This is a genomic window from Haladaptatus sp. DYF46, from assembly GCF_021083305.1.
Lineage (GTDB): Archaea > Halobacteriota > Halobacteria > Halobacteriales > Haladaptataceae > Haladaptatus.
The window spans coordinates 96,905-118,993 of the sequence record NZ_JAJFAY010000002.1; the positions used below are offsets into that span (position 1 = coordinate 96,905).

At 63.3% G+C, this 22,089-nt stretch carries 26 protein-coding genes; 11 read left to right on the top strand and 15 right to left on the bottom strand.

All coding sequences use genetic code 11. From position 1 onward, the window contains the following. Window positions 1–135: 135 nt before the first annotated feature. A complete protein-coding gene (locus LJF34_RS11535; RefSeq protein ID WP_231185162.1) occupies window positions 136–1,053 on the top strand; it encodes a sulfite exporter TauE/SafE family protein in 918 nt (305 codons plus the stop codon). A 4-nt stretch (window positions 1,054–1,057) separates the two neighbouring features. Here LJF34_RS11535 and LJF34_RS11540 read toward each other — a convergent pair whose 3' ends face one another. The 3 genes from LJF34_RS11540 to LJF34_RS11550 form a co-directional block, all read right to left on the bottom strand. Beyond that, entirely contained in the window at window positions 1,058–1,369 is a 312-nt protein-coding gene (locus LJF34_RS11540; RefSeq protein WP_231185163.1) for a hypothetical protein, read from the bottom strand. 56 nt (window positions 1,370–1,425) lie between these two features. After that, complete coding sequence (locus LJF34_RS11545; RefSeq protein ID WP_231185164.1) at window positions 1,426–1,737, bottom strand: nucleoside triphosphate pyrophosphohydrolase; 312 nt, start codon at window positions 1,735–1,737, stop codon at window positions 1,426–1,428. 62 nt (window positions 1,738–1,799) lie between these two features. Beyond that, window positions 1,800–2,222 (bottom strand): pyridoxamine 5'-phosphate oxidase family protein, encoded by a 423-nt coding sequence (locus LJF34_RS11550; RefSeq protein WP_231185165.1) that lies wholly within the window; start codon window positions 2,220–2,222, stop codon window positions 1,800–1,802. Between the two features lie 123 nt (window positions 2,223–2,345). Between LJF34_RS11550 and LJF34_RS11555 the strand changes: the two genes are divergently transcribed. Further along, complete coding sequence (locus LJF34_RS11555; protein ID WP_231185166.1) at window positions 2,346–2,924, top strand: DUF6663 family protein; 579 nt, start codon at window positions 2,346–2,348, stop codon at window positions 2,922–2,924. 30 nt (window positions 2,925–2,954) lie between these two features. Here LJF34_RS11555 and LJF34_RS11560 read toward each other — a convergent pair whose 3' ends face one another. After that, window positions 2,955–4,541, bottom strand: a complete 1,587-nt coding sequence (locus LJF34_RS11560; RefSeq protein WP_231185167.1) for an MDR family MFS transporter — start codon at window positions 4,539–4,541, stop codon at window positions 2,955–2,957. A 242-nt stretch (window positions 4,542–4,783) separates the two neighbouring features. Between LJF34_RS11560 and LJF34_RS11565 the strand changes: the two genes are divergently transcribed. Further along, entirely contained in the window at window positions 4,784–5,518 is a 735-nt protein-coding gene (locus LJF34_RS11565) for a TetR/AcrR family transcriptional regulator (RefSeq protein ID WP_231185168.1), read from the top strand. A 34-nt stretch (window positions 5,519–5,552) separates the two neighbouring features. Here LJF34_RS11565 and LJF34_RS11570 read toward each other — a convergent pair whose 3' ends face one another. The 3 genes from LJF34_RS11570 to LJF34_RS11580 form a co-directional block, all read right to left on the bottom strand. Beyond that, window positions 5,553–5,981, bottom strand: a complete 429-nt coding sequence (locus LJF34_RS11570; protein ID WP_231185169.1) for a universal stress protein — start codon at window positions 5,979–5,981, stop codon at window positions 5,553–5,555. 69 nt (window positions 5,982–6,050) lie between these two features. Then, entirely contained in the window at window positions 6,051–7,520 is a 1,470-nt protein-coding gene (locus LJF34_RS11575; RefSeq protein WP_231185170.1) for an MATE family efflux transporter, read from the bottom strand. Beyond that, complete coding sequence (locus LJF34_RS11580) at window positions 7,517–8,125, bottom strand: TetR/AcrR family transcriptional regulator (RefSeq protein WP_231185171.1); 609 nt, start codon at window positions 8,123–8,125, stop codon at window positions 7,517–7,519. The genes LJF34_RS11575 and LJF34_RS11580 overlap by 4 nt, the downstream gene beginning before the upstream one ends. Before the next feature lie 163 nt (window positions 8,126–8,288). Here LJF34_RS11580 and LJF34_RS11585 point away from each other — a divergent pair, with 163 nt between their 5' ends. Continuing rightward, entirely contained in the window at window positions 8,289–8,888 is a 600-nt protein-coding gene (locus LJF34_RS11585; protein ID WP_231185172.1) for a TetR family transcriptional regulator C-terminal domain-containing protein, read from the top strand. 6 nt (window positions 8,889–8,894) lie between these two features. On the opposite strand, the gene LJF34_RS11590 is transcribed toward LJF34_RS11585, so the two are convergent. Beyond that, window positions 8,895–10,142 carry an ABC transporter permease gene (locus tag LJF34_RS11590; protein ID WP_231185173.1) on the bottom strand — a complete coding sequence of 416 codons (1,248 nt, stop codon included), beginning with the start codon at window positions 10,140–10,142 and terminating at the stop codon, window positions 8,895–8,897. Further along, on the bottom strand, window positions 10,139–10,882 hold the full coding sequence (locus tag LJF34_RS11595) for an ABC transporter ATP-binding protein (RefSeq protein ID WP_231185174.1): 744 nt from the start codon (window positions 10,880–10,882) through the stop codon (window positions 10,139–10,141). Before LJF34_RS11595 ends, LJF34_RS11590 begins: the two co-directional genes overlap by 4 nt. 220 nt (window positions 10,883–11,102) lie before the next feature. Here LJF34_RS11595 and LJF34_RS11600 point away from each other — a divergent pair, with 220 nt between their 5' ends. Both LJF34_RS11600 and LJF34_RS11605 read left to right on the top strand, forming a co-directional pair. After that, window positions 11,103–11,246 carry a hypothetical protein gene (locus tag LJF34_RS11600; RefSeq protein ID WP_231185175.1) on the top strand — a complete coding sequence of 48 codons (144 nt, stop codon included), beginning with the start codon at window positions 11,103–11,105 and terminating at the stop codon, window positions 11,244–11,246. A 38-nt stretch (window positions 11,247–11,284) separates the two neighbouring features. After that, window positions 11,285–12,199 carry an alpha/beta hydrolase gene (locus LJF34_RS11605; protein WP_231185176.1) on the top strand — a complete coding sequence of 305 codons (915 nt, stop codon included), beginning with the start codon at window positions 11,285–11,287 and terminating at the stop codon, window positions 12,197–12,199. Between the two features lie 9 nt (window positions 12,200–12,208). On the opposite strand, the gene LJF34_RS11610 is transcribed toward LJF34_RS11605, so the two are convergent. Beyond that, window positions 12,209–12,679 carry a metal-dependent hydrolase gene (locus LJF34_RS11610; RefSeq protein WP_231185177.1) on the bottom strand — a complete coding sequence of 157 codons (471 nt, stop codon included), beginning with the start codon at window positions 12,677–12,679 and terminating at the stop codon, window positions 12,209–12,211. Between the two features lie 95 nt (window positions 12,680–12,774). On the opposite strand from LJF34_RS11610, the gene LJF34_RS11615 reads away from it, so the two are divergent. Beyond that, the gene (locus LJF34_RS11615) at window positions 12,775–13,467 is read left to right on the top strand and encodes an SDR family NAD(P)-dependent oxidoreductase (RefSeq protein ID WP_231185178.1); all 693 of its coding nucleotides are present in this window, start codon (window positions 12,775–12,777) and stop codon (window positions 13,465–13,467) included. Window position 13,468: 1 nt separating this feature from the next. On the opposite strand, the gene LJF34_RS11620 is transcribed toward LJF34_RS11615, so the two are convergent. Both LJF34_RS11620 and LJF34_RS11625 read right to left on the bottom strand, forming a co-directional pair. After that, window positions 13,469–14,173 (bottom strand): DUF2071 domain-containing protein, encoded by a 705-nt coding sequence (locus LJF34_RS11620; protein ID WP_231185179.1) that lies wholly within the window; start codon window positions 14,171–14,173, stop codon window positions 13,469–13,471. 17 nt (window positions 14,174–14,190) lie between these two features. Then, on the bottom strand, window positions 14,191–14,421 hold the full coding sequence (locus tag LJF34_RS11625; protein ID WP_231185180.1) for a hypothetical protein: 231 nt from the start codon (window positions 14,419–14,421) through the stop codon (window positions 14,191–14,193). Window positions 14,422–14,506: 85 nt separating this feature from the next. On the opposite strand from LJF34_RS11625, the gene LJF34_RS11630 reads away from it, so the two are divergent. Then, the gene (locus LJF34_RS11630) at window positions 14,507–15,340 is read left to right on the top strand and encodes a ZIP family metal transporter (protein ID WP_231185181.1); all 834 of its coding nucleotides are present in this window, start codon (window positions 14,507–14,509) and stop codon (window positions 15,338–15,340) included. Between the two features lie 74 nt (window positions 15,341–15,414). After that, the gene (locus LJF34_RS11635; protein ID WP_231185182.1) at window positions 15,415–16,065 is read left to right on the top strand and encodes a hypothetical protein; all 651 of its coding nucleotides are present in this window, start codon (window positions 15,415–15,417) and stop codon (window positions 16,063–16,065) included. 60 nt (window positions 16,066–16,125) lie between these two features. Here LJF34_RS11635 and LJF34_RS11640 read toward each other — a convergent pair whose 3' ends face one another. Beyond that, complete coding sequence (locus LJF34_RS11640; protein WP_231185183.1) at window positions 16,126–16,635, bottom strand: hypothetical protein; 510 nt, start codon at window positions 16,633–16,635, stop codon at window positions 16,126–16,128. A 228-nt stretch (window positions 16,636–16,863) separates the two neighbouring features. Between LJF34_RS11640 and LJF34_RS11645 the strand changes: the two genes are divergently transcribed. Then, a complete protein-coding gene (locus LJF34_RS11645; protein WP_231185184.1) occupies window positions 16,864–18,432 on the top strand; it encodes a globin-coupled sensor protein in 1,569 nt (522 codons plus the stop codon). 19 nt (window positions 18,433–18,451) lie between these two features. On the opposite strand, the gene ppc is transcribed toward LJF34_RS11645, so the two are convergent. Next, the gene (gene ppc / locus LJF34_RS11650) at window positions 18,452–21,127 is read right to left on the bottom strand and encodes a phosphoenolpyruvate carboxylase (RefSeq protein ID WP_231185185.1); all 2,676 of its coding nucleotides are present in this window, start codon (window positions 21,125–21,127) and stop codon (window positions 18,452–18,454) included. Between the two features lie 74 nt (window positions 21,128–21,201). Beyond that, window positions 21,202–21,531 (bottom strand): transcription factor S, encoded by a 330-nt coding sequence (locus LJF34_RS11655; RefSeq protein ID WP_231185186.1) that lies wholly within the window; start codon window positions 21,529–21,531, stop codon window positions 21,202–21,204. 96 nt (window positions 21,532–21,627) lie between these two features. Here LJF34_RS11655 and LJF34_RS11660 point away from each other — a divergent pair, with 96 nt between their 5' ends. Further along, a complete protein-coding gene (locus tag LJF34_RS11660) occupies window positions 21,628–22,083 on the top strand; it encodes a hypothetical protein (protein ID WP_231185187.1) in 456 nt (151 codons plus the stop codon). Window positions 22,084–22,089 lie beyond the last annotated feature (6 nt).

Genomic DNA, 22,089 nt, shown 5'->3' on the forward strand with positions numbered 1-22,089 from the left:
CCTCCGCGACTGTCCTCGCCGAATCGGTACGTCACCGCTGGCGGAGACGGTTTCCCGATTTCTTCCACCTATCTACGCGGGGCGACAACCGCCGGTAATGCGAACGAAACCACGAACACCTCGGGGAGGGCACTGATGTCCGGCGAGTCGGCCGTCCGTCCCGAGGAGTTCGTCAGAAACCTCCGGCGATTCCGATACCGGGAACTGCTGATGGCGTTCGCGACCGTCGCGGTGGTCGTCGCCGCAGTCGGCCTCTTTCCCGGGGCGGAGAACGTGACGAACGGGCTGAAGACGAACGCGACGACGACGGACCTCGCGCTCTTCGTCGCTCTCATCGTGCTGGCCGCGATGGTCAAGGGAATGGTCGGGTTCGGGTTCGCGCTCATCGCCACGCCGCTCGCGGCGTCCGTGATGAACGTCGAAATCGCCGTCGTCGTCCTCGCCGTCCCGCCGTGGATGATAAACGTCTTCCAAGTGGGAGAGACGAACACGGGACTAGCCTACGTTCGCCGCGAGTGGTCGCTCATCGGCCTCGCGCTGGTCGGCAGCGTCGCAGGGGTGTTCTTCTTCTCCGCGTTCAAAACCAGCGCGTTAGTGACGTTCCTTATCGGCGTCGTCCTGTTCGGCTACGTCCTGTTTCAACTCGGCAAGGGGTTCGTCTCCGTCGAAGGGACGCACAACCCCGTCGCCCTCGGCATCGTCGGTCTCTTGGAGGGTTTCCTCCTCGGCGCGGCCAACCTCGGACCGCTCCTCCCGACCTACCTCCACACGTTCGAGCGGGACAAAGAACGCTACGTCGGCGGCCTCTCGATGGTTCTCGGTCTGGTGTTCACGGCGAAAATCGTCCAGATGTTGGCGACCGGCGTCATGACGACGTATCACCTTTGGTTGGGTTCGGCGCTCGCCGTCGTCACCCTCGTCGGCCTGTTCGCCGGAACTTACCTCCGGCGCGTCGAAATCGACGAGCGCAAGTTCAACTGGTTGGTCGTCACCATCCTCCTCGTCATCTCGCTGAAAATCTTCTCGAAGACGGTTCCGGCGCTGTTCCTCTGAGGATTCACCGCACCGAAGCGACACGCCACTCGTCGTCCGTGATTCGCTGTTCGGCGATGGTTTCGCCGTCGCCCAACACGCGGACGGAAAACCCCTCTCCGTTCCGCTCCGTTTGGAGTCGAACCGTCCGCACGTCCGCCTCGACTTCGGTTCGTCGTTCATCCGGGGACCAGTCGTCGCGGATGGCCGTCAATCCGAAATCGCCGTACGAGAGACGGGTCGATTCCTCGATGGTGCCGTCGGCGCGAACCTCCGCGATGATACCCTCGCTGCTCTCGCTTTCCCGAACGAGGAGCGTGTAGGTCGTTCGTGACACGGGCGGACCTTGGCACGCTTCGATTATGCCCGCCGGGGTTGCATACGCAGGGCGTTTTATTCCACCCGTTCGAGGACGATACCGTCCTCGAACCCGCCGCGCTCTGTCGCTTTCTCGGCCCGAAGGCGTTCCAGTTCGTCGCGGGAGACGCCCTTGCGATCGGCCAGCGCGTACACGACTTCGAGCACGTCTGCTAATTCCATCACGTCACCCGATTCGTGGACTTCGGCGACTTCCTCGTCCAACTTCTCGGCGAGGCGTCGTTCGTACTCGTCCGAGTCTGCGGTGTGTGTTACCGCCGTTTCGTCGTTCTCCTCGATGATTTCGGGGATGGCGTCGCGGACCAACTTGTCGTACGTTCGAGCCATAGATTTCGTGTCGAATTCCGCGTGCAAAAGGACACCGACTGCACCGCCATCGCCGTCGCTCGTCACGTCTTCCGGCCCGTCACCGACTCCATTCGGAGTTCGTACAGTTCCGGTTCCACGTCCGAGATCGACTCGCCAAACACCCGGAGCGGGACGAAACGCTCGTTTATCGCGGCGTCGTCGAGCGATTCCGACGCCGGTTCGAGGTGTCCTCTCACGAGGATGCTCCACGACTCGTCGCCCGCCGCCTCGTAGACCACGAAACTTGCCGTCCCCGTCCCCTCTAGGAACGACATCTTTTCGCCACCCTCCTCGACGCCGAACCTGAGGAGGAGTCGTCGGCCGTCGTAGTGAAACGAGACGGGAACGGCGTAGGAGTCGGAATCACGCGCGAGCGAGAGGACGCCCGTGTTCGCGTCCCGTAGCTTTCCTTCGAGTTCCGTTTCGTCCATGCCGAACGTGTAAACGTACTCCACGTGCTCCATACGGGGAGTACGGCATGGACGGGTATAGGTCGGATGCCCCGAACGGCCACTCCCGACGGGGAAGGGAGAAGACGCGATATCGGATGCGAGCGTCTTTTCCCGCGTCCGGGCGGACCACTCGGTATGGAAACCGATCGCTTTCGCGTCCTCGCCAACGAGGGGGGATCACTTCGCCTGTTGAATCGGGAGACGTACGAACCGGTCGTCACCGCCGCGGAGGGCCACGACGTCGACGTGGAAGGCCTCCACCCCGGCTATCGCATCGACGCCGACCTCGATTGGACGACGAGCGACCCGACGATTCGGTCGTTCTCGGTGGAAAATCGGACGCTGTACGCCTTCGCCGACGGAATCGAACCCGTCTTCGAGGCGGCACAGGGGGCGTGGACGGAGGCGCAGATGGCGGGCGATTCGATGAACAGTCGCGTGACTCGCAACACGGACAACGAAGTGAACGGTGTCCTCTACGTGTTCGCCGAAAACGACAGGGGCGGAATCTTCGAGGCGTTCCGCGACGGCACCCGCCCGGTCGAACCGCTCGTGGACAGGGTGAACGAGGAGGAAGGGAACGACCCACGCGAGGTGTTCGTCCTTCGGCCCGCGGAGGGGCGATACGTCATCGTCACCATCGCGCTCCGAAAGGGCGGGCAGTTCGCGGAGACGCTACGGGACACGTACGACTGTCCGTCGCCGTCGGAGTAAGAAAGCGCGTCGAGGGGACTGTTTCGACGGTCAGTCGTCCATGGGTTCGGCTGCCCCTTCGCCTTCGCCCATCGAGACGTGGGCGTCTTCGCTGAGTTCGGCGTTGGGGAGCGTCAGTGCGACGACGAACGCCAGTGCGAGGACGCCGGTTCCGGCGAGGAACACGGTGTCGATGCTGTTCGCGAGCGCCGTCACGACGACGTCGTGAATCCCCTTGGGAAGCGCGTTGATGGTCGCGGGGTCGATGCTTCCGCCGGACGCCGCGACGCTTTCCGACCCGCCTTTCGAACCGAAGGCGTCGGCGAGGCGGTGGGTGAGTTGGTTCGTCAGCAGCGCACCGAAGACGGCGACGCCGATGGAGCTACCGAGGCTTCGGCTGAAGGTGACGGAGGTCGTCGCGACGCCGAGGTCCTCGCGGTCCACGGCGTTCTGCACCGCGACGGTGAGGACGGGCATGACGAACCCGAGTCCCATCCCGGTGAGGAACATGAACGCGGTCGATTCCGTCGAGGTCGTCGCGGGACCCATGGTGTGGAGCAACCAGTATCCCGCGGTGCCGACCACGGTGCCGATGACGGCGAACATCTTGTACCGGCCGAGTCGGGTCATGAGTTGTCCCGTCACGGCGCTCGTGACGAGCATGCCGCCGACGAGCGGGAACAGGAGCAGGCCGGAGTTCGTCGCGCTCGCGCCGAGGACGGTCTGGAGGAAGACGGGGAGGTAGATGGTCGCCCCGAACATCCCGATACCGAGACAGAAGCTCAGCGTCATGACGCCGACGACGGTGTGCCTGTCGAGCAGGTGGATGGGGAAGACGGGTTCGCTCACGCGCAGTTCCTGCAGGACGAACAGGACGCCGAAGACGACGGTACCCGCGGCGAGCGCGAGGATTTCCACGGAGTCCCACGCGTACTTGTCGCCGCCCCACGTCGTGACGAGCATGAGCGCCCCGACCGCGAAGACGAGGAGCGCGGCCCCGAGGTAGTCGATGTCGTGGTCGGCGTCCGGCGTCGGGAGGTCGAGTTTGAAGTGCGTGATGGCGATGGCCGCGAGTCCGATGGGGACGTTGATGTAGAAGATCCAGCGCCAACTGTAGTGGTCGGTGAGGTAGCCGCCGAGAAGCGGTCCGCCGATGGTCGCGACGCCGAAGATGAGCATCATGTAGCTCATGTACTTCCCGCGTTCGCGGGGCGAGAAGATGTCGCCGAGGATGGTCGTCGCCATGGCGATGAGACCGCCCGCGCCGATACCCTGTAGCGCGCGGAAGAGCGCGAGTTGGGTCATCGGGGCGACGACGTCGTTGATGGCGGCGAACTCGCCCGCGAGGCCCGAGAGGATGGAACCGATCAGGAAGATGGTGATGGACGACTCGAAGATGATGGAGCGTCCGTACAGGTCACTCAGCTTCCCGTAGAGCGGCGTCGTCACCGTCACCGTCACGAGGTAGGCCGTGACGACCCACGACAGTTTGTTCGCACCGCCTAATTCGCCGACGATGGTCGGGAGCGCCGTCGAGACGATGGACTGGTCGATGGAGCCGAGAAGCATCCCTAACATGAGGCCGCCGAGGATGACGAGGCGTTCACGACCGATTCCGTCGCTCGTTTCAGTACTCACGTCCGAACCCTCCGCTCGGACGAAGATATCCGTAATTCGAGGTGAATAAACATTCAGCCATCTATGGCTTACTGAACAGTTAGTCAGTTATAAAGCTTCCGAGACAGGAATTCCCACGAGAACAGCCATTCGAGTCCTTTTCGCCCGTACCCCACCGATGTGAGACGATTCAGTTCACAGTCACGAGCGTCTCACAGACTACTGAATGTTCATTCAATTTTTATATCTCGCGTTCGTAGAGCGTGTATGCACGAATTCGATGCGACGACCGCCACGCGCGGAGGGCGGTTCGCGGAACGGGATTCCCTCGCCGTATCGTTCCACCCGGCGACTCGAACGACCGTCCACAACGGGTCTTTCGGCCGATGACGGAGACGCCGTCCTTCCTCGAAGACCCGACCGACACGCGCGACGCCATCATGCGGGCGACGTATCTCGCCCTCTGTAAGCACGGCTACGCCGATTTGACGATTCAGCGTATCGCCGACGAGTTCCCAAAGAGCAAGTCGCTCCTGTACCACCATTACGACGGCAAGGACGACCTCCTGCTCGACTTCTTGGAGTTCATGCTCGAACACCAACGGGAGCGGATTCCCGCCGAACGGATGGGGAGCGCCGACGAACACCTGAACGCCATCCTCGACCGCGTGTTCAGCACCCCGGTTTCGGACGACTATCGGGATTTCTCGCGCGCGATGGTCGAACTGCGCGCACAGGCCGCCCACGACGATAACTACCGCGACCACTTCACGCGCAGCGACGAGTTCTTCCGCGAACTGCTCACGGACGTCATCCAGTCGGGTATCGACGACGGCGTGTTCCACGACGTCGATGCCGGACAAGTGGCGGCGTCCCTCCTGATGACCATCACGGGAGCGATGACACAGCGCGTGACGACGACGGAGGAGACCATCCCGGCGGTTCGTGACGAACTCGACGCCTACATCCGCCGTCGGTTGCTCGCCGACGGGGAGTGAGGGGTGCGGCGAGGAGTGAAGGTGGGACGAGGACTCAGTGAACGATGGTGACGGGAACCGTGGCCCGCCGTGTCACCGCCTCCGCCACGCTTCCGAGGACGATTCTGTCGAGTCCGGTTCGACCGTGGCTTCCCATGACGATGCCGTCGATGCCGTTTTCCGTCGCGTACTCCACGAGGGTGTGTGCCGGGCGACCCATCAACCGTTCCGTTTCCACCGTCGCACCCGACTCCTCGGCCGTCCGCCGCATCTCGGAGAGGAGTTCGTCGGCCGTCGATTTCTTCGTGTCCTCGACCGAATCGTCGTAGAGGATGTCCCCGTATTCGTCCGAGGAGATCCAGCTACTGGGGTCGAGGACGTGAACGAGGACGAGAGTCGCGTCCGGATAGATGTCGAGTGCGTGTTCGAGCGCGCTATCCGACTGCGGTGCGTTGTCCACGGGGACGAGAATTCGTTTAGGCACGTTTCCCGTATGGATGGCGGTCGGTACAGGTGTTTCGGTGACGACGGTGAAAAACGCCCGAGGGTCGCGTCAGTCCGCGGGGGACGGCGTGTTGGCTTCGCCGACCTCGCTCGTCTTCCACGTCCCGCGTCGGAACCAGAGGAAGGCGAGAATCGCTGTCACGGTGTTCGAGAACGCGATGGCGTACCAGACACCCGTCGCACCCATGTCTCCCACTTCGAGGAGGTAGTACGCCACGGGAATGCGGAACACCCACAGCGAGAGGATGGTGAACACCATCGCGGTGGTGGTATCACCTGCCCCACGGAACGCCGACGTGACGACTCGGAAGACGCCGAGGAACAGGAACGTCGGCCCGATGATGTGGAGGTACTGTGCGCCGAGTTCGATGACCCGTGCACGGTTTGCGCTGTCGCCGACGAATATTCCGACGACCGGTTCCGCGAACACCCACGCGAGGACGCTCACCACGGCGAGCACGACCGCTAGCGTCATCGACGCGTAGTACACCGCTCGCTCCGACCGGTCCGGTTTGTCCGCGCCGAGGTTCTGGCCGACGGCCGTCGTCGTCCCCTGTGCGAGTCCGATGCTCGGGAGGAAGACGAGCGAGTTGAGTCGGTTGCCGATACCGAAGGCGGCAACCGCGGGATTTCCGGCCATCGAGACGATGGCGGTCAGGAACGTGATACCGAGCGCCCGCATCGACATGTCCACGCTGGCGGGAGCGCCGATACGAACGATTTTCCCGATAGTCTCCGGGTCGGGAACGATGTTCTCGGGCGTGAGGTGGATTCCGACCCGCCCGCTGAACAGGATGGTGAGTCCGATGACCGCGCCGACACCCCGGGAGAGAACGGTGGCGATGGCCGCACCCTGAACCCCGAATCCGGTAAATCCGGTGAGAGTGAGAAGGGTCGTCTGAAGACCGCCGAGTCCGAGGGTCTCCAACAGCAGGTTGTTCGTGAACCCGTAGATGAAAAACGGGTCGAGGACGATGTTGAGCGTCACGCCGAACGCCATCAGGTACATCGGCGTCTTCGTGTCGCCCCATCCACGCAGGAGCGCCTGAAACATGAAGAAGCCGAACATGAAGAACACGCCGACGAACGTGGTCTGCGTGAACTCCACGGTCCAACGGTACACCTGCGACCCCGGGGTCGCGCCGATGAGCGAGACGAGGGTCGGCGCGGCGAAGTAGCCGATGACCGCGAAGACCAACGAGGCGAGCATGGTGAACGTGATGGTCTGTCCGGCGACGTGGTCCACGCGCTCGTGGTTGCCCGCGCCCTTGTTCTGGGAGACGAGCGCCGTTCCGGCGATGGAGAACCCGGTTCCGAGACTGATGAGCAGGAAGACGAGCGGGAACGCGTACGAAACCGCGCTCACCGCCCCGGAGCCGATCTGACCGACCCAGAAGGTGTCGGCGAGGTTGTAAACGACCTGCATCAACTGACTGGCGACGATGGGTGCCGACAGCAACAACAGCGGTTTGAACAGGTCACCGTCTGTGAGGTTCACGTCGCGGTTTCCGGCGCTCATTCGCCGTCACCTCCGACGGTTATCCGTCCGACGAAATCGCGAATCGCTTCCCGACCGACGTCGTTGGGTGCGTCGGTGTCGAGGACGACGCTTCGCCCGCGAGCGCCGTCGAGGAGTATCAGCAGGTGCTCGGCGGCCCGCTCCGGGTCTATTTCCTCGAATTCGCCGCGCTCGACGCCGTCCGCGACGATGCGCGAGAGCAGGTCCTTCAAGCGGGCGTCGTTCGCCCGAAACTGGTCCCGGAAGTCGTCGTTGTACGGCGCTTGCATCCCCATCTCCAACATGGCGGTGTCGAAGTCGGCGTGACAGTCCGCGTCGGGGAGGAGTGTTTCGACGGTAAACCGGAGCGTCTCTTCCCCGCCCTCGTGTCCCTCCGTCGAAACCGTTCGATCGAATTCGTCGAGCAGGTGTTCGAGAAACGAGACGAGCAACTCCTCTTTGCCGTCGTAGTGGTAGTGGAGGAGCGACTTGCTCTTTCCCAGTTCGTCGCTGATACGTTGCATCGTGAGGTTCGCATAGCCGTACTCACAGAGTGCGCGATGTGTAGCGTCCATGACCGCTTCATGTGTCTCGGGCAGTGGCCCGGTCGAGCGATGTCGTTTCATCTACTTACTGAATAGTTAGTCACCTCCGTTAAGCGTTTTGTTGTTCGACCGTCACGACCGTCCAACGGGGCGGTGGAGTTCCACGAGACGCACCGCAAATGCCGAAAACCCCGTTCGGTGGACGACCACAAGCGTTTTGCCGCGATAACTAGTTGTTTAGTTAATGGCAGAGCCATCCGACGGTGACGAGCGTTCCGAATCCGAACTGGAGATAATGCGGGCCACCTATCGAGCGCTCTGTGACCACGGCTATGCGAACATGACGATGCAGACGATAGCCGAGGAGTACGGTAAATCAACGGCGGCCATCCACTACTACTACGACACGAAGGACGACCTGCTCGCGGCGTTCCTCAGCTTCCTGCTGGACAAGTTCATCGACAGGGTTCACGAAGTCGAGACGACGGCCCCGAAGGAGCGACTCGACCTGCTGTTGGACCGCCTGTTGACCGACCGCGAGGGGAACCGCGATTTCATGGTGGCCATGCTGGAAATGCGCGCACAAGCCCCGTACAACGATGCGGTACGGGAGCAGTTCCAGCGCAACGACGAGTACATCTGCTATCTCCTCAAGACCGTTATCGCCGACGGGGCGGATTCCGGTGTGTTCACGGTGGAGGACCCGAACCACGCGGCGGAAGCGCTCATGCTCATCGTCGACGGGGCGCGGACGCGCTATGCCTCCCTCGAAGAGGAAAACGCGCTCGAAGAGGCGCGTGAAACCGCACGGGAGTACGTCGAATCGGTGCTGATGGAAGAATAAAAAGGATTACTCGTGTCGGAGCGCGTCGATGGGGTCGATTCTCGCGGCGTTCCACGCCGGGTAGAGCCCCGAGACGAGGCCGACGCCGATACCGACGGCGATGGCGATGGCGAACCACTTCGGCGCGAACGCGAGGTCGAAGCCGATGGCCTGCGCGGCGGCGTACCCGCCCGCGATGCCGACGACTGTTCCGACGACGGACCCGATGACGCCGAGGATGACCGCCTCGACGAGGAACAGTTGGATGATGTCCCGTTTCTGCCCGCCGACGGCTTTCATGATGCCGATTTCGCGGGTGCGTTCGGTCACACTCACCAGCATGATGTTGGCGATGCCGATGGCCCCGACGATGAGCGAGATGACCGCGATACCGGTGATGAAACTCGTGAACGTCCCGATGACCTCCTGAATCTGGTCCACCAGTTGCTGGTTCGTTTGGAGGGACACCTCGTAGGACGCGGGTTTGAGTCGGCTCGCGTCGGATTCGTTCGACAGGTACGATTTGACGGCGGGTTGAACGCCGTCCACGTGGTCGTAATCGACGGCCCGAACCGTGACTTGCGAGTAGGCCCGTTGCCGTTCGCCCGTCGTCGGACTCTTCACCGTCGTGCCGTAAAACGGGTCCGTCGGGACGTATATCTGGGGCTGTGCCGCGCCGAACGCGCTCGCGGTGGCAGAGGCGTTGAGGATGCCGACGACGGTCACGTTCCGCGGGCCGCTATCGAACTGAAGCGTGAGCGTGTCACCGGTCGTGACGTTCGTCGAGAACAGGGTCGCGGCCGGTTCGTTGAGGACGACCTCGTCCTCTCCGGGCGTGAACGTGCGCCCCGACTCGAACGAGTCGGCGGCGAACGAATCCGGCGTCGTCGCGGTCACGCTCTCCCAGCCGATGGTTTGCCCGTCGTGGGCGATGGAGGAAACCTGCACGTTCCCCTGCGGCACGACGGAATCCACGTTCGAGAGTCCCCGCAACTGCTCGACGTCGTGTTCGGTGAACACAGGCAGAGAACTCCCCTGCCCCTGTGGACCGCCGGGTCCGTCGTTGGAACTCGGCGGGCCGACGCTCGCCACGATGGACGGGTTGTCCTCCGTGGTGACCTGACCGACGACGGCGGCCTGAAGGCTCGCGCCGAGCGTGACGAACGTGATGACCGACCCGACGCCGATGATGATGCCGAGCGTCGTCAGCACCGAGCGGAGTTTGTGGTCGCGGATGGACCGCCAACTCATCGCGAAACTCTGGCGGACGTTCATGCGTTCGCCTCCATCCGCCGCGGCGAATCGACGGTTTCGATGCGCTCGATTTCGCCGTCCAACAGGTGGACGATTCGGTCGGCGTGTTCGGCGACGACCCGCTCGTGGGTGACGAGGAAGATGGTGTTGCCCTCGTCGTGAAGCTCCTCGAACAGGGAGAGTATCTGGCCCTCCGTCTCCGTATCGAGGTTGCCCGTCGGTTCGTCGGCGAGGATGATGGCGGGGTCGTTCGCCAACGCACGCGCAATCGCGACCCGCTGACGCTGGCCGCCCGAGAGTTCGTTCGGACGGTGGTCCAACCGGTCGCCCAGTCCGACCCGTTCGAGGAGGTCGCTCGCCCGTTCGTTTCGGGGGTTTGTCTTCACCCCTTGGAACACCATCGGCAGGGCGACGTTCTCCTTCGCGGTGAGTTTCGGCATCAGGTTGAACGTCTGGAAGACGAACCCGATTTCGTCGCCTCGGAGGGTCGTCCGCTTGGAATCGGAAAGCGTCGTCACCTCGGTGCCGTTCACCGTAATCGACCCGTCGGTCGGCATGTCGAGACAGCCGACGGCGTTCATCAGGGTACTCTTTCCCGACCCGCTCGGCCCCATGACGGCGGTGTAGGACCCGGTTTCGATGGCCAGGTCGACGCCGTCGAGGGCGTGAACGGGTTCGCCGCGGTGGTAGGTCTTGCGGACGTCGGTCAACGTCACGGCGGCCGTCGATTTCCGTGTCGCGTTCGTGTGTTTGTCTGGCATGAAGTTGTGATAGTGTGTTCGGTAGCTCGGTGGCCTCTCGTAGTTGTTCATGAGTGCGTCGAGGGTATCGATAGTTTCGGGGTCTCCGCACGTACTGACTGAACATTCATTCAGCCACCCATAAACCTTTCCGATACGTCGTAACAGAGTCCGACTCGAAACCCGATTGCGGTTCCGCGGAGGGGCGGGTTTGACATTCACGGGCGTTGACTGGTTCGGTATGGGGGTATGTGACATCTGTGAACGACGGAAGTCGAACGGGACGCACCTCGTCGGACGAACCGGCGAGTTGTGGGTGTGCCGAGGGTGCATGATGCGGGCCGTCACGGGAAAGAAGGAGGAGTTATCGTTCGTTAACCCGTGAGATGACTTTTATGTTCCTCGTCGTCCTCGTAGGAGATAATGACGAAGACACGGGGACGCGAGCTATCACGGTTGCGGTACGCGAGGAACGACGCCGATTTCGAGAGCGACGGGACGCGCTGTGCCGGGTGGCTCTACACGCCGGAGGGCGTCTCGAATCCGCCCGTCGTCGTGATGGCACACGGGTTCGGAGCGGAGCGAACCTTCGGGTTGCCGGAAATCGCGAAGGAGTTCGTCGCCCGCGAGTTCGCCGTCTTCCTCTTCGACTACCGGAACTTCGGCGACAGCGACGGTGAACCACGAAACCTCGTGAGCGCGAGTCGGCACGTCGAGGACTGGAAGGCGGCCATCGACCACGTCCGGGGACTGGACGCAATCGACCGACGCAACATCGCGCTCTGGGGGACGTCCTACAGCGGCGGGCACGTCATCCAAGCGGCGGCCGACGACCATCGAATCACCGCGGTCATCGCACAAGTTCCGTTCGTGGACGGACGGGCCGTCGCCCGCGCGTCCGGCGTGAAAAAGCTCCTGAAGGGAACGGTCGCGGGCGTCCGTGACCTCGTCAGGAAGTACACGTTCCGAGGTCCGCACACGGTCCCCATCGCCGGATATCCCGAGGAGTTCGCGGTGCTCAACGCGCCGGGAGCGATGGAGGGAATGGAAACCATCGTTCCCGACCCGCCGGTGTGGGACAACGAAGTCCCGGCCCGCGTCTTCCTCGAAATCCCGTTCTACCGGCCGGTTTCGGTCGTGGAGGACGTGCCGTGTCCGATGCTCTTCGTCGGGGGCCGGGACGACGACATCGTCCCTGTGTCGTCGGTTCGGTCGGCGGCGGAGGCGGCCGACGCGACGTACGTCGAACTCCCGGTCGGTCACTTCGACGTGTACGACGATGCGCTCGATGAAGCGGTCGGCTACGAAGCGGCGTTTCTCAACGAGCACCTAGGATAGTCACGAGGATCATCCGAGGAGGTGGCCGAGCGTCCACGCGCCGCCCGCCGACACGAGGCCGAGGACGAACAGGAGGACGTTCGCACGCAGGTCCTTCGCGGGCACGATGTCGAGGGTGAAGTTCCGCTCCGAGAGCGGCCAGAACGGACGGACGCCCATCGGCGTGATGACGTCCGCGAGCAGGTGGGAAACGATGGCGAGCGTGCCGACCAGTAGGCCGAACTCCGCTGCTTGCACGCCGCCGAGGAGGCCACCCGCGAGGGCGGTCAGCATCCCGACGGTTCCCGCGAACGCGATGGAGTGCGTCGGCCCTCGGTGTTCGAGTCGGGGAGTTCGCGTATCGAGGTCGGGAATCATCGTGAGGACGACGGTAATGACACCACCGAGGAGGGCGTACGTTGGAGACCCGGTCGCAACGAGACCACAACCGATGGGGGCATAGAGCGCGAGTGCCACGCCGCAGTGGCCCGGCTGATACATGGTTTTCACTTGCACTGCACGGGGGTTAACTGCAACGGGGGAGTTCGAAGGGGGACGACGACAATCGATTTTACCGTCGCCTCCGTCGTTCCCCCATGGACGGACTGACGGCGGTCGTCACGGGTGGGACGCGAGGAATCGGTCGAGGAATCGCGGCGGCGTTCGCGGACGAAGGCGCGACCGTCACCCTCTGTGGGCGGGACTCGGAGGAAGTCGAGGAGAACGTCGAAGCCATCGAAGAGCAGGATAACGCCGCAATCGGCCTCCGCGCCGACGTGCGCGACGAGTTCGACGTGGAACGACTGATGGAAACCGCCGCCCGAGAAGGTGACGGCGGTATCGACGTGGTGGTGGCGAACGCCGGAGTCTATCACGGCGTGCCGGGCGAAACGCCGCTGACGGCGGAATCGTACGCGGCCTTCGACGACACGCTTCGGACGAACTGTCGAGGGGTGTACACGACGATCCGGGAGTCGCTTCCCCACCTCGCCGAAGACGCCCGCGTCCTCGTTCCGACCGGCGGTATCGGCCACGAAACCCACGCAGGTTACGGTTCCTACGCCGTCTCGAAGGCCGCCGCGGAAGCGCTCGTCCGCGGCTTTTCGGCCGAACTCGACGGAACGGTCGTCGGCGTCGACCCCGGCGTGGTCGGAACCGACATGATGGGCGGGAAGGGACGCGACCCGGAGGACGTGGCCGGACTGTTCGTCTGGGCCGCCACGGACGCACAGGAGGTAAACGGGGACATCGTCGGTCTGAAGCGGTGGCGGCAGGCGACGCGGGAGTGACTCAGTCGAGTCGCTTGGGCGCGTGGACGTGAAACTCCATCTCCGGGCAGTACCGAACCCGCGGTTCGGCATCGGGCACTGATAGACCGACGGCATCGAAGAGCGAACCGGCGCGGACGTCGGCCTCGGCGGGGTGAAGCGTCCACGGGTCGTGTTCGACGCGGGCGGTCATTTCGGCCTGCGGGACGAACAGCCGATAGCGCTCCGCGAGGAAGTCGGCGAGCGACCCGGGTTCGGGGACGGTTGCGGTAGCATTCGGGCGATACGTCGCCTCGAATTCGACCGGGAGCGTTTCGGGATGGAATCGGTGACTCCGAACGCGACGCGTTCGTTCCGCGTTACTCGTCTCGTCCGTTCCGTCGGTTTCGATGGAGATGTCGGCGTGAAAGTACGGCAGGTGATACAGCCGTCGTGCCACGCGGGTCACAAGCCGACTCGCCGTATCGAGGCTCAAAAAGTAGACGCCGGTGGCGTCGCCGAGGCGGACGTAGGTTCGGAAGTTGACCTGCGGAAACGTCATGCCGAGCGCCCTCGGCGCGCCGGGAAGTCTCGCGTTCTCGATGGTCGAAGCGAGGACGCTGACCCATGCTCGCCCGTCGTACGTGTGGAGCGCCAGCGAATCCGGAATCGCGTTTTCGAGCGGCGCGGTGCCGACGGGCCAGTGGACGAACAGGCAATCGCGCCACGTGAATCGAAGGGCGCGCATGGTCACGACCGCCAGTGTTACCAGCAGGCGAAACAGCAGAACGGGACGCCGAAGGAGATGGCGAGGACGGGAGCGAGCGCCAGCACGCCGAGCGACCCGGCGACGAAGGCGTCGAGGCCGAGACGCGAAAGCGTGCCGTACACCAGTTCACCCGCGAACGGAACGGTGAGTCTGAAGAGGAGGTACGCCACGAGCGTCTGTGCCACGCGAACCGAAAAGCGGGCACCGCGAATCGTCTTCGTCTCCATCGTTTTTTCACGTGCCGTCGCTCGGCAATAGCTTTGTGGTGGCCGACCGACGGACTTAACAACATCAGAGGGGAGATTAATAATCATGCCACGACTGTCACGGCTCGGCGTCGCCGGGTTCGTCGCCCTCGTCGTCCTCACCGGGGTGGGGGTGACGGCGGGCCTGTCCAAAGTCCTCGTCATCGCGTGGGTTGCGTTCGCGGCCATGGCCGCGGGTGCCGCGCTCTCGAAGGGGACGAGCGACTCCATGCACGCGAAAAAGCTCGTCTGGGCCTTCGGGTTGGCGAGCGGCGCGATGATAACCAGCGCCGCCGTCTTCCTCGTCCCGAGCGCGATTTCACATCACCCGGAGTTCGGCGGGTTCGGCATCGCCTTCGGGATTCTGGTCGGCTTTAGCGCCCACACGATAGGCCACCGAGCGACCCACCTCGACACCGCGCTCGACCACACGTCCGTCGAACTGACCGCCCACTCGTTCGCCGCGGGCGCCATCATCGGCCTCGTCTACGGCAACATGCCGGACCTCGGGTTGCTCCTCGGCCTCGCCATCGTCTCGCACAAGGGACCCGCCGGGTACGTCGCCGCCCACCGACTCCGGGACGGCGGAAACCCCGCCTCCGTCCTGCTCCTTCCCGCCGCCGGAATCGGTATCACTGCTATCGGTTCCGCGCTCCTCCACCTCCCGTCCAGCGCCGCGATAAACGGCCTCGTCTTCGGGTTCGCCGCGGGCGTCTTCCTCCACGTCGCCATGGACTTCCTCCCGCGCTGCGAACTCGGCGGCGAGGTGTACGAGGTGGCCCAGTTGAGCGACAACGCACACCATCTCCTCGACGAACTCCGCATGCACGCCGTAATGAGTACCGCACTGGGTGGAATCGTCGTGTTCGCGCTGTGGGCAGTCATCAGCGGATCCGGCTAGCGACGGTACAGTTCGTTTTCCGGCGTTTCCGTGGAAAAGAGATATAACATTGCCCGAGAAATGTAAGAACAGTAATGGTTCGGACCCATCTCCCCCTCCGACGGACCGTTCCCCTCGGCGTCGGAACGTTCGTCTTCGGATACCTCCTGACGTTCGTGGCGACGGCGGGCCGTACCGGCGAAATCATGGCCATCGAACTTCCCGGGAGGTATCTCGACCCAACGTCGCTCTCGCATATCTTCGGAGGGCCGCCACCACGGTGGGTGCTTTCCGGATGGGTGTTTTACAACTCCCATCTCGTACCGACGGGTCTTCCGACGGCGGATACGATCAACGGCTTTCGGTCGCTCACGAACCGGTCCCTCATTGCGATGGTCGGCGGGCCGTTCTTCCTTCTCTATCTCGTCCCGCCCATCCTCCTGATCGGCGCGGGATACGTGGCGGTTCGGACCGGAACGACGCCAGGCGCTAACGGACCACGGAACGCCGGAGCCAGTATCGCGGTCGGGTATCTTCCCTTGTTCGTCGTCGGTACCTTCGCCTTCGCTGCCAGTGCCGCCAACGCCCCGGTAACCGCCACACCGGACGGCATTCCGGCGATTTTCCTCGGTCTGGTCTATCCCATCGTCTTCGGCGCACTCGGCGGGATGGCGGCGGAACGGCGTTCCGGAGACGGGACGGAATCGCCCGCCAACGACGCCGAAACGGCGTCGGGAAGATACTGATAACGGTCGCTGTGCCGTATGAATCCCGCCGAGTACGGTGGCGGTGAAACCAGTGAATCCTCACAGTTCCCGAACCGAATCCGGGTTCTCCACGTCCCACAGATATTCGGGTAGAAAGGCGTCCAAGTGATCGATGATTTTGCGGTCGCTTTCGTTCATTCCCTCACAGTGGTCCCACGCCGATTCGCGGATATCGACGTGCATCTCGCCGCTCTCCTCGCGGATGGAAACCGGATAGACGAAACACCGGGCCGGCTTCCAACCGTTTTCGGCTTGCAACTCACAGAGGCCGTCCTCGCGGAGGAAGTGACAGGCACAGCCGTCTTCCGCCGTCTCGTCGTGGTCTTTCTCCTCGCGGCGCACGAAATCCTCGCCGCGAAACTCGGTGGTCGCCCCGTTCAAGTCGGCGTGGTTTCCCAACTCGAAGAACTCACGGTCGTACAGCATGACGCCGTGGTGACAACACCACGTACAGCTATCGACGCATTCGAACGTGAGGTCGGGGTCGAACTCCACCACCGCCTCGCGGCCCGGATGCACTTCGACGCGAACGGGCGTGTCGGCGCTCACGTTTTCGCCTCGTCGCGTGTGCTGAAATGAGATACGGTTTTCGGGCGGCCGGAACCGAGACCACTCGGAGGATGGAACTCCGGCGACGAACTGTGTGAAATATAACCGAGAGGTAATCGCACCACACAATCCGATCAACACACTACCCACTTCATGACCCGTTCTTTCCACCGATTCCCGGACACCGATAACGGTAATAATTTAAATATATTTCGCACAGTTCTAGACATGGACAGAACGGGAGACGTCTTCGGGAACTCGGATCTCGGAAAGCAGCTAGATATCAACGCGCAACTCGACGAGATGGGTCTCGATATGGCGGAAATAGAGCGGCGAAAGTCGTTTCTCGACTTCGACGCGGTGGACGCCGACCGACTGTCCGCCCTCCGACCGACGTTCGAGGAACACCGCGGAGAAATCGCGGACCGATTTTACGAGAACGTACAGGCAGACACCGAGACGGACGACATCCTCTCGAACTCCACGCGAACCATCGAATCGCTCAAAGCGATGCAGGGCGAGTATCTCGTCACCCTCACGAACGGAACGTACGACGAGGAGTACGTCCGAAACCGCGCACGAATCGGAAAGCTCCACGACGTGCTGGAGATGCCGCTCAACCACTATCTCGGACAGTACGGCGTCTATTACGAATTCGTCTCGGAGCTGTTGGAAGAACGGCTGCAAGACGACCTCGAAGCGATGGTCCGGGAGCGCGTTTCGCCCGCGGCGACCGACGGGGGGCAACTCGCACAATCGCGGGCCGACGTGGACGAACTCGTCGCCGACGTTCGGGAGTCGGTTCACGAACGCTTCGAGGACATGCTCTCGGTGCTTCGCGTCCTCGACCTCGACATGCAGATAGTGGCGGACACGTACGTCCACTCCCACAGCCAGCAGATGAAGGCGGAAATCGAGCGTTCGCGCGCGCTTCGTGAATCGACCGAACAGCACGTCCTCGATGCTCACGAATCGGCCGCCGACGTCGCTGAAAGTTCGAGCGAAATCAGTCAGCTCACCGACGAACAGTCGAGAAACATGGAGCGAATCGCGAGCGAGGTGTCCACCCAGAGTGCGACCGTCGAGGAAATCGCCGCCAGCGCGAACGAAGTGGAGCGCCAGAGCCGCGAATCCCAACAGCTCGCGGAGGAGGGAAAGAACCTCGGCCAGCGGGCCATGAGCGCGACCGAATCGACCGAAGAAGCGCGCGAGAGCATGGTGGACGACGCCGAGGAACTCCAGAACGCGGTGAGCGAAATCGGCGACGCAGTGCGGATGATAAACGACGTCGCCGACCAGACGAACCTCCTCGCGCTGAACGCTTCCATCGAAGCGGCGCGGGCGGGGGAGGCGGGCGACGGCTTTGCCGTCGTCGCCGAGGAGGTCAAATCGCTCGCCGAGGAGTCGAAGGAACGGGCAGCAGAAATCGAATCGATGGGCGAGCGCATCGAGAATCGAACCGAGAGCACGCTCGACAGTCTCGGCGAGAGCGAGGCGTCCATCTCGGAGACGGTCACAGCCGTCCAGCGAACGGGCGAGAAACTCGAACGAATCGTGGACTCGGCCACGGAAACCGCGGTCGGAATGGAACAGATAACCGCGGCGACGGACGAGCAGGCGTCGAGCACCCAAGAGGTGGCGACCATGATAGACGAGGCGGCGGAGACGTCCGCCCGCGTCTCGACGGAGGTGTCGTCCATCGCGAAGACGAACGAGGAGCAGGCACGAACCATCGAAGAACTGGACGAAATCGTCGCCAACCTCGGCGACGAGGAGAGCGATATCGGTCGAATCTGAGTGTGAAAACGAAGCGCGACTATCCCGTGTTCTTCATCCCCGCCGCGACGCCCGTGACGGTCAACCGGAGCGTCCGGCGCTCCGTCTCCGTGAGGTGCGACTGACGAAGCAGGCGCACTTGGAGGAGGTTGAGCGGGTCCACGTAGGGATTTCGCCGGTCGAGGCTCTCCCGAAGCCACTCGCGCGAGAGGAGGTCATCGCGTCCGGTGATGTCCAACACGAGTTCGGCGGAGCGTTCGTACTCCGCTTCGAGTTCGGGGAAGAACTCCTCGCGCAGGTTCTTCGGCGCGAGGTCCGCGTACTCCGCCGTGATTTCGAGGTCGGTTCGGGCGAGCGCCATCGCGGCGTTGTCGATGGTGGTCCTGAAGAACGGCCACTCCTCGTACATCTCCCGGAGGGTTTCGACGTCGCCGTAGGCGTCCAGTCCCTTGGCGAGCGAGTACCATCCCGGCAGGATACAACGGCTTTGGGTCCACGAGAACACCCACGGAATCGCGCGGAGGTCCTCCACGGTCCGTTCGCCGGAGCGGGAGGCGGGCCGCGACCCGAGGTTCAGGTCCTCGATGACGGTTATCGGCGTCGTCTCCTCGAAGTACGAGACGAAGCCGTCGGATTCGAGCAGGTCGCGGTAGGCGTCGCGGGCGGCGTCGGCCGCGACGTCCATCGCTTCCTCCCACTCGTCGGGAATCGTCTCCTCGTCGTCCTCCAGTGCGGCGTATCGCGCCCGAATCTGGGCGTCGAGCATCTGTTCGACGTTTCGCTCCGCGATGACGGGGTTCGCGTACTTCTCCGCGATGGCCTCGCCCTGTTCGGTGAACTTGACTTGACCCGAGACGGTTTCGCGGGGGAGCGCCAGCAGCGCCTCGTTCATCGGGCCGCCGCCGCGCGAAATCGATCCGCCGCGTCCGTGGAAGAGACGAAGGGTGACGTCGTGCTCGTCCGTGATTTCGGCGAGTCGTTTCTGGTTCCGATAGAGGCTCCAGTTGGCGGCCAGAAAGCCGTTTTCCTTGTTCGAATCGGAGTACCCGAGCATGATCTCCTGCGTCCCGCCGCGCGCTTCGAGCGCCGCGGCGTAGGCCTCGTTTTCGAACAGGGTGCCGACGATGCGCCGTGCGCCCGAGAGCGCGTACTCGGTTTCGAGCAGGGGAACCACGTCGAGTCCGGAATAGCCGGGCAGGTCCACGATTCCAGCTTGATCCGCGAGGAACAGCACTTCGAGCACGTGGCTCGCCTCCTCGGTCATGCTGATGCAGTACGTGTCGATGGTCTCCGCGCCGTACTCGCGCTGCCAGTCGGCGGTTTCCGAGAAGAGGGTCAGCACTCGGCTCGCGGTCTCGGAAAGCCCCTCGGTGTCGAGGTCGATGATGGGTTCGTCCTGCAGGATGGCGTCGGTCAGCAGTTCGACCCGTTCGTCTTCGTCCATCGAATCGTAGTCGAAGCCCTCGCGGGCCAGCGCCTCCGCGATCGCCGCGGTGTGGTTCTCCTGATGGTCGCGCAAATCGAGCGCGGCGAGCGAGAACCCGAAGGTTTCGACGCGGCGGCGAAGCGGGTCCACCTCCGTATCGACGACGCTCTCCGCGCCGTCCTTCCGGAGGCTGTCGGCGATGGCGTCCACGTCCGCGAGGAGTTCCTCGGCGTCGTGGTACCCGCCGGGACGAACGTCGCCGACGCGGTCGATTCGCTCGCGCATCAGGGCGAGTTTCTGGCGGTACGGCTCCTCCGGGTAGCGCTCCGTCACGCGCTCCGCGATGGCGGGGAGTTGCTCGCGGTCGGTGTCGAGGCTCGAATCGAACAGACTGCTCGTCTCGATTCGGTCGCCGTCCTGACTCAGCACGCCGGAGAGGCGCTTCAGTTCGTCGCGGTAGCGCTCCAGAACGACTTCGCGCTGGCGCTCGAGGGTTTCGGCCGTCACCTCGGGCGTGACGTGCGGGTTGCCGTCCCGGTCGCTCCCGGCCCACGAACGGAACGCGAACAGTTCCGGTACGTCCACGTCGAACTCCTCGCCGACGGTGTGGTCGAGTTCGTCGTACACGTCGCCGACGATGTCGAAGAGGACGTTTTCGAGGTACCAGAGGACGTTCCGCGCCTCGTCGGCCACCTCCGGGCGGCGCTTTCTGACCTGTCGCGTCTCCCAGAGGCCGGTCACTTCGCTCTCCAAGCGGCGTTCCAATTGATCCTGCTCGCGGTCGGTCAATCTGCGCTCGTCAAGTTCCGAGAGGAGGACTTCGACGGAACGGAGTTTCGCCTTGACCGTCTTCCGGCGCGCCTCGGTGGGGTGGGCGGTGAAGGTCGGAACGACGTTCACGTCCTCCAGCACTCGCTCGACGGTTTGCGGGTCCGCACCGTCCTCGGCGAGCGTTTCGGCGGTGGCCCGAAGGCTGTCTTCGAGCGTCCCGTCCTGCGTTCCCTCGCGGATGGCGCGCACGCGTTGGCGCTCCTCGGCGAGGTTGATGAGTTCGAAGTACGTCGCGAACGCCCGCGCGACGTGTCCGGCCAACTCGGGCGGGAGTCGGTCGATTTCGTCGCGGAGTACGTCGCGGGACGCCGCGTCCCCGTGTCGGTAGTCGATGGCTCCGGTTCGTACCGTCTCGACGGCCTCGAACGCCTCCCGCGACGCGAGTCGCGAGAGGACGTCGCCGAGTAAGCCAGCCAGTTCGCGGACGTCCTGCCGAACGTCCCGGGTATGTAATCGCATACCAGAGTGTCTGCACCACACCACCTAAAACGTCGGTCTGCGGGTAAAATATGCGAAGGAATTTGATATGATAATTAGTTGTATTCGCGCCAGCGATAGCCGCATTCCTTGCATTTGAAAAACCGCGTCGGTGCCTCGTCGGCGGACGCGGTCTGTTTGATGGTGTACCACGCGACGTCGTGGCCGCATTTGTCGCAATGCACGTCCTTCGCGGTCGGTTTACCCTCGAAATCCGCGCCCTCCTCGGTCTCGATGACGTCCGAATCGTCCTGTGCCTCGGTGGAGACGAACTCGGCGGCGCGCTCCTCGTCCTTCGCCACCGTCGCCTGACAGTCGTCGTTCGCACAGACCATCTGTGATCCCATGGTCCGCATCATCGAACCGCATTCGTCGCAAAATTGCATACCCCGCCTTGTGCGCGGAACGTGAAAAACGCCACGTACGGACGGACGCATTATGTTTGAAAAGAGTTATTTTCGGGAAATACATCACTCTTTTCGATGCTCTCCACTCCCTCGAGACGCGAACTCCTCGTCGCCGGTGCGGGTTTGGCGGCCACGGGCCTCGCCGGTTGTTCCGGTTCGAACAGTTCGTCGAGCGCCGACTGTGAAACGAGCGCCGTCGCTCACGGTGACGGGAAAATCCTGCAGGCAGTGTCCGCGGTCCCCGAAGAGGAAACCGTCCTCCTCTCGATCCTGTTTCTGAACGGGAAACAAGCAGACACGGACCGGCTTCGACTGTACGACTCGTCGGACGAACTCGAATACGAGATTCCGACCGGGAACCGACGGAGATATCTCCAGACCATCGGGCAACGACCCCAACACGGACGACTTCGGGTCGTCTCGATGAAAAACGGCGAAGAAACCGACGAACTGGTCGTCGACTTCAACTGCTGGATAGACGAGGATTCCGCCTTCGCACCGAAAACCGCGACCGACTCGACGGAATCGTAGCGACCC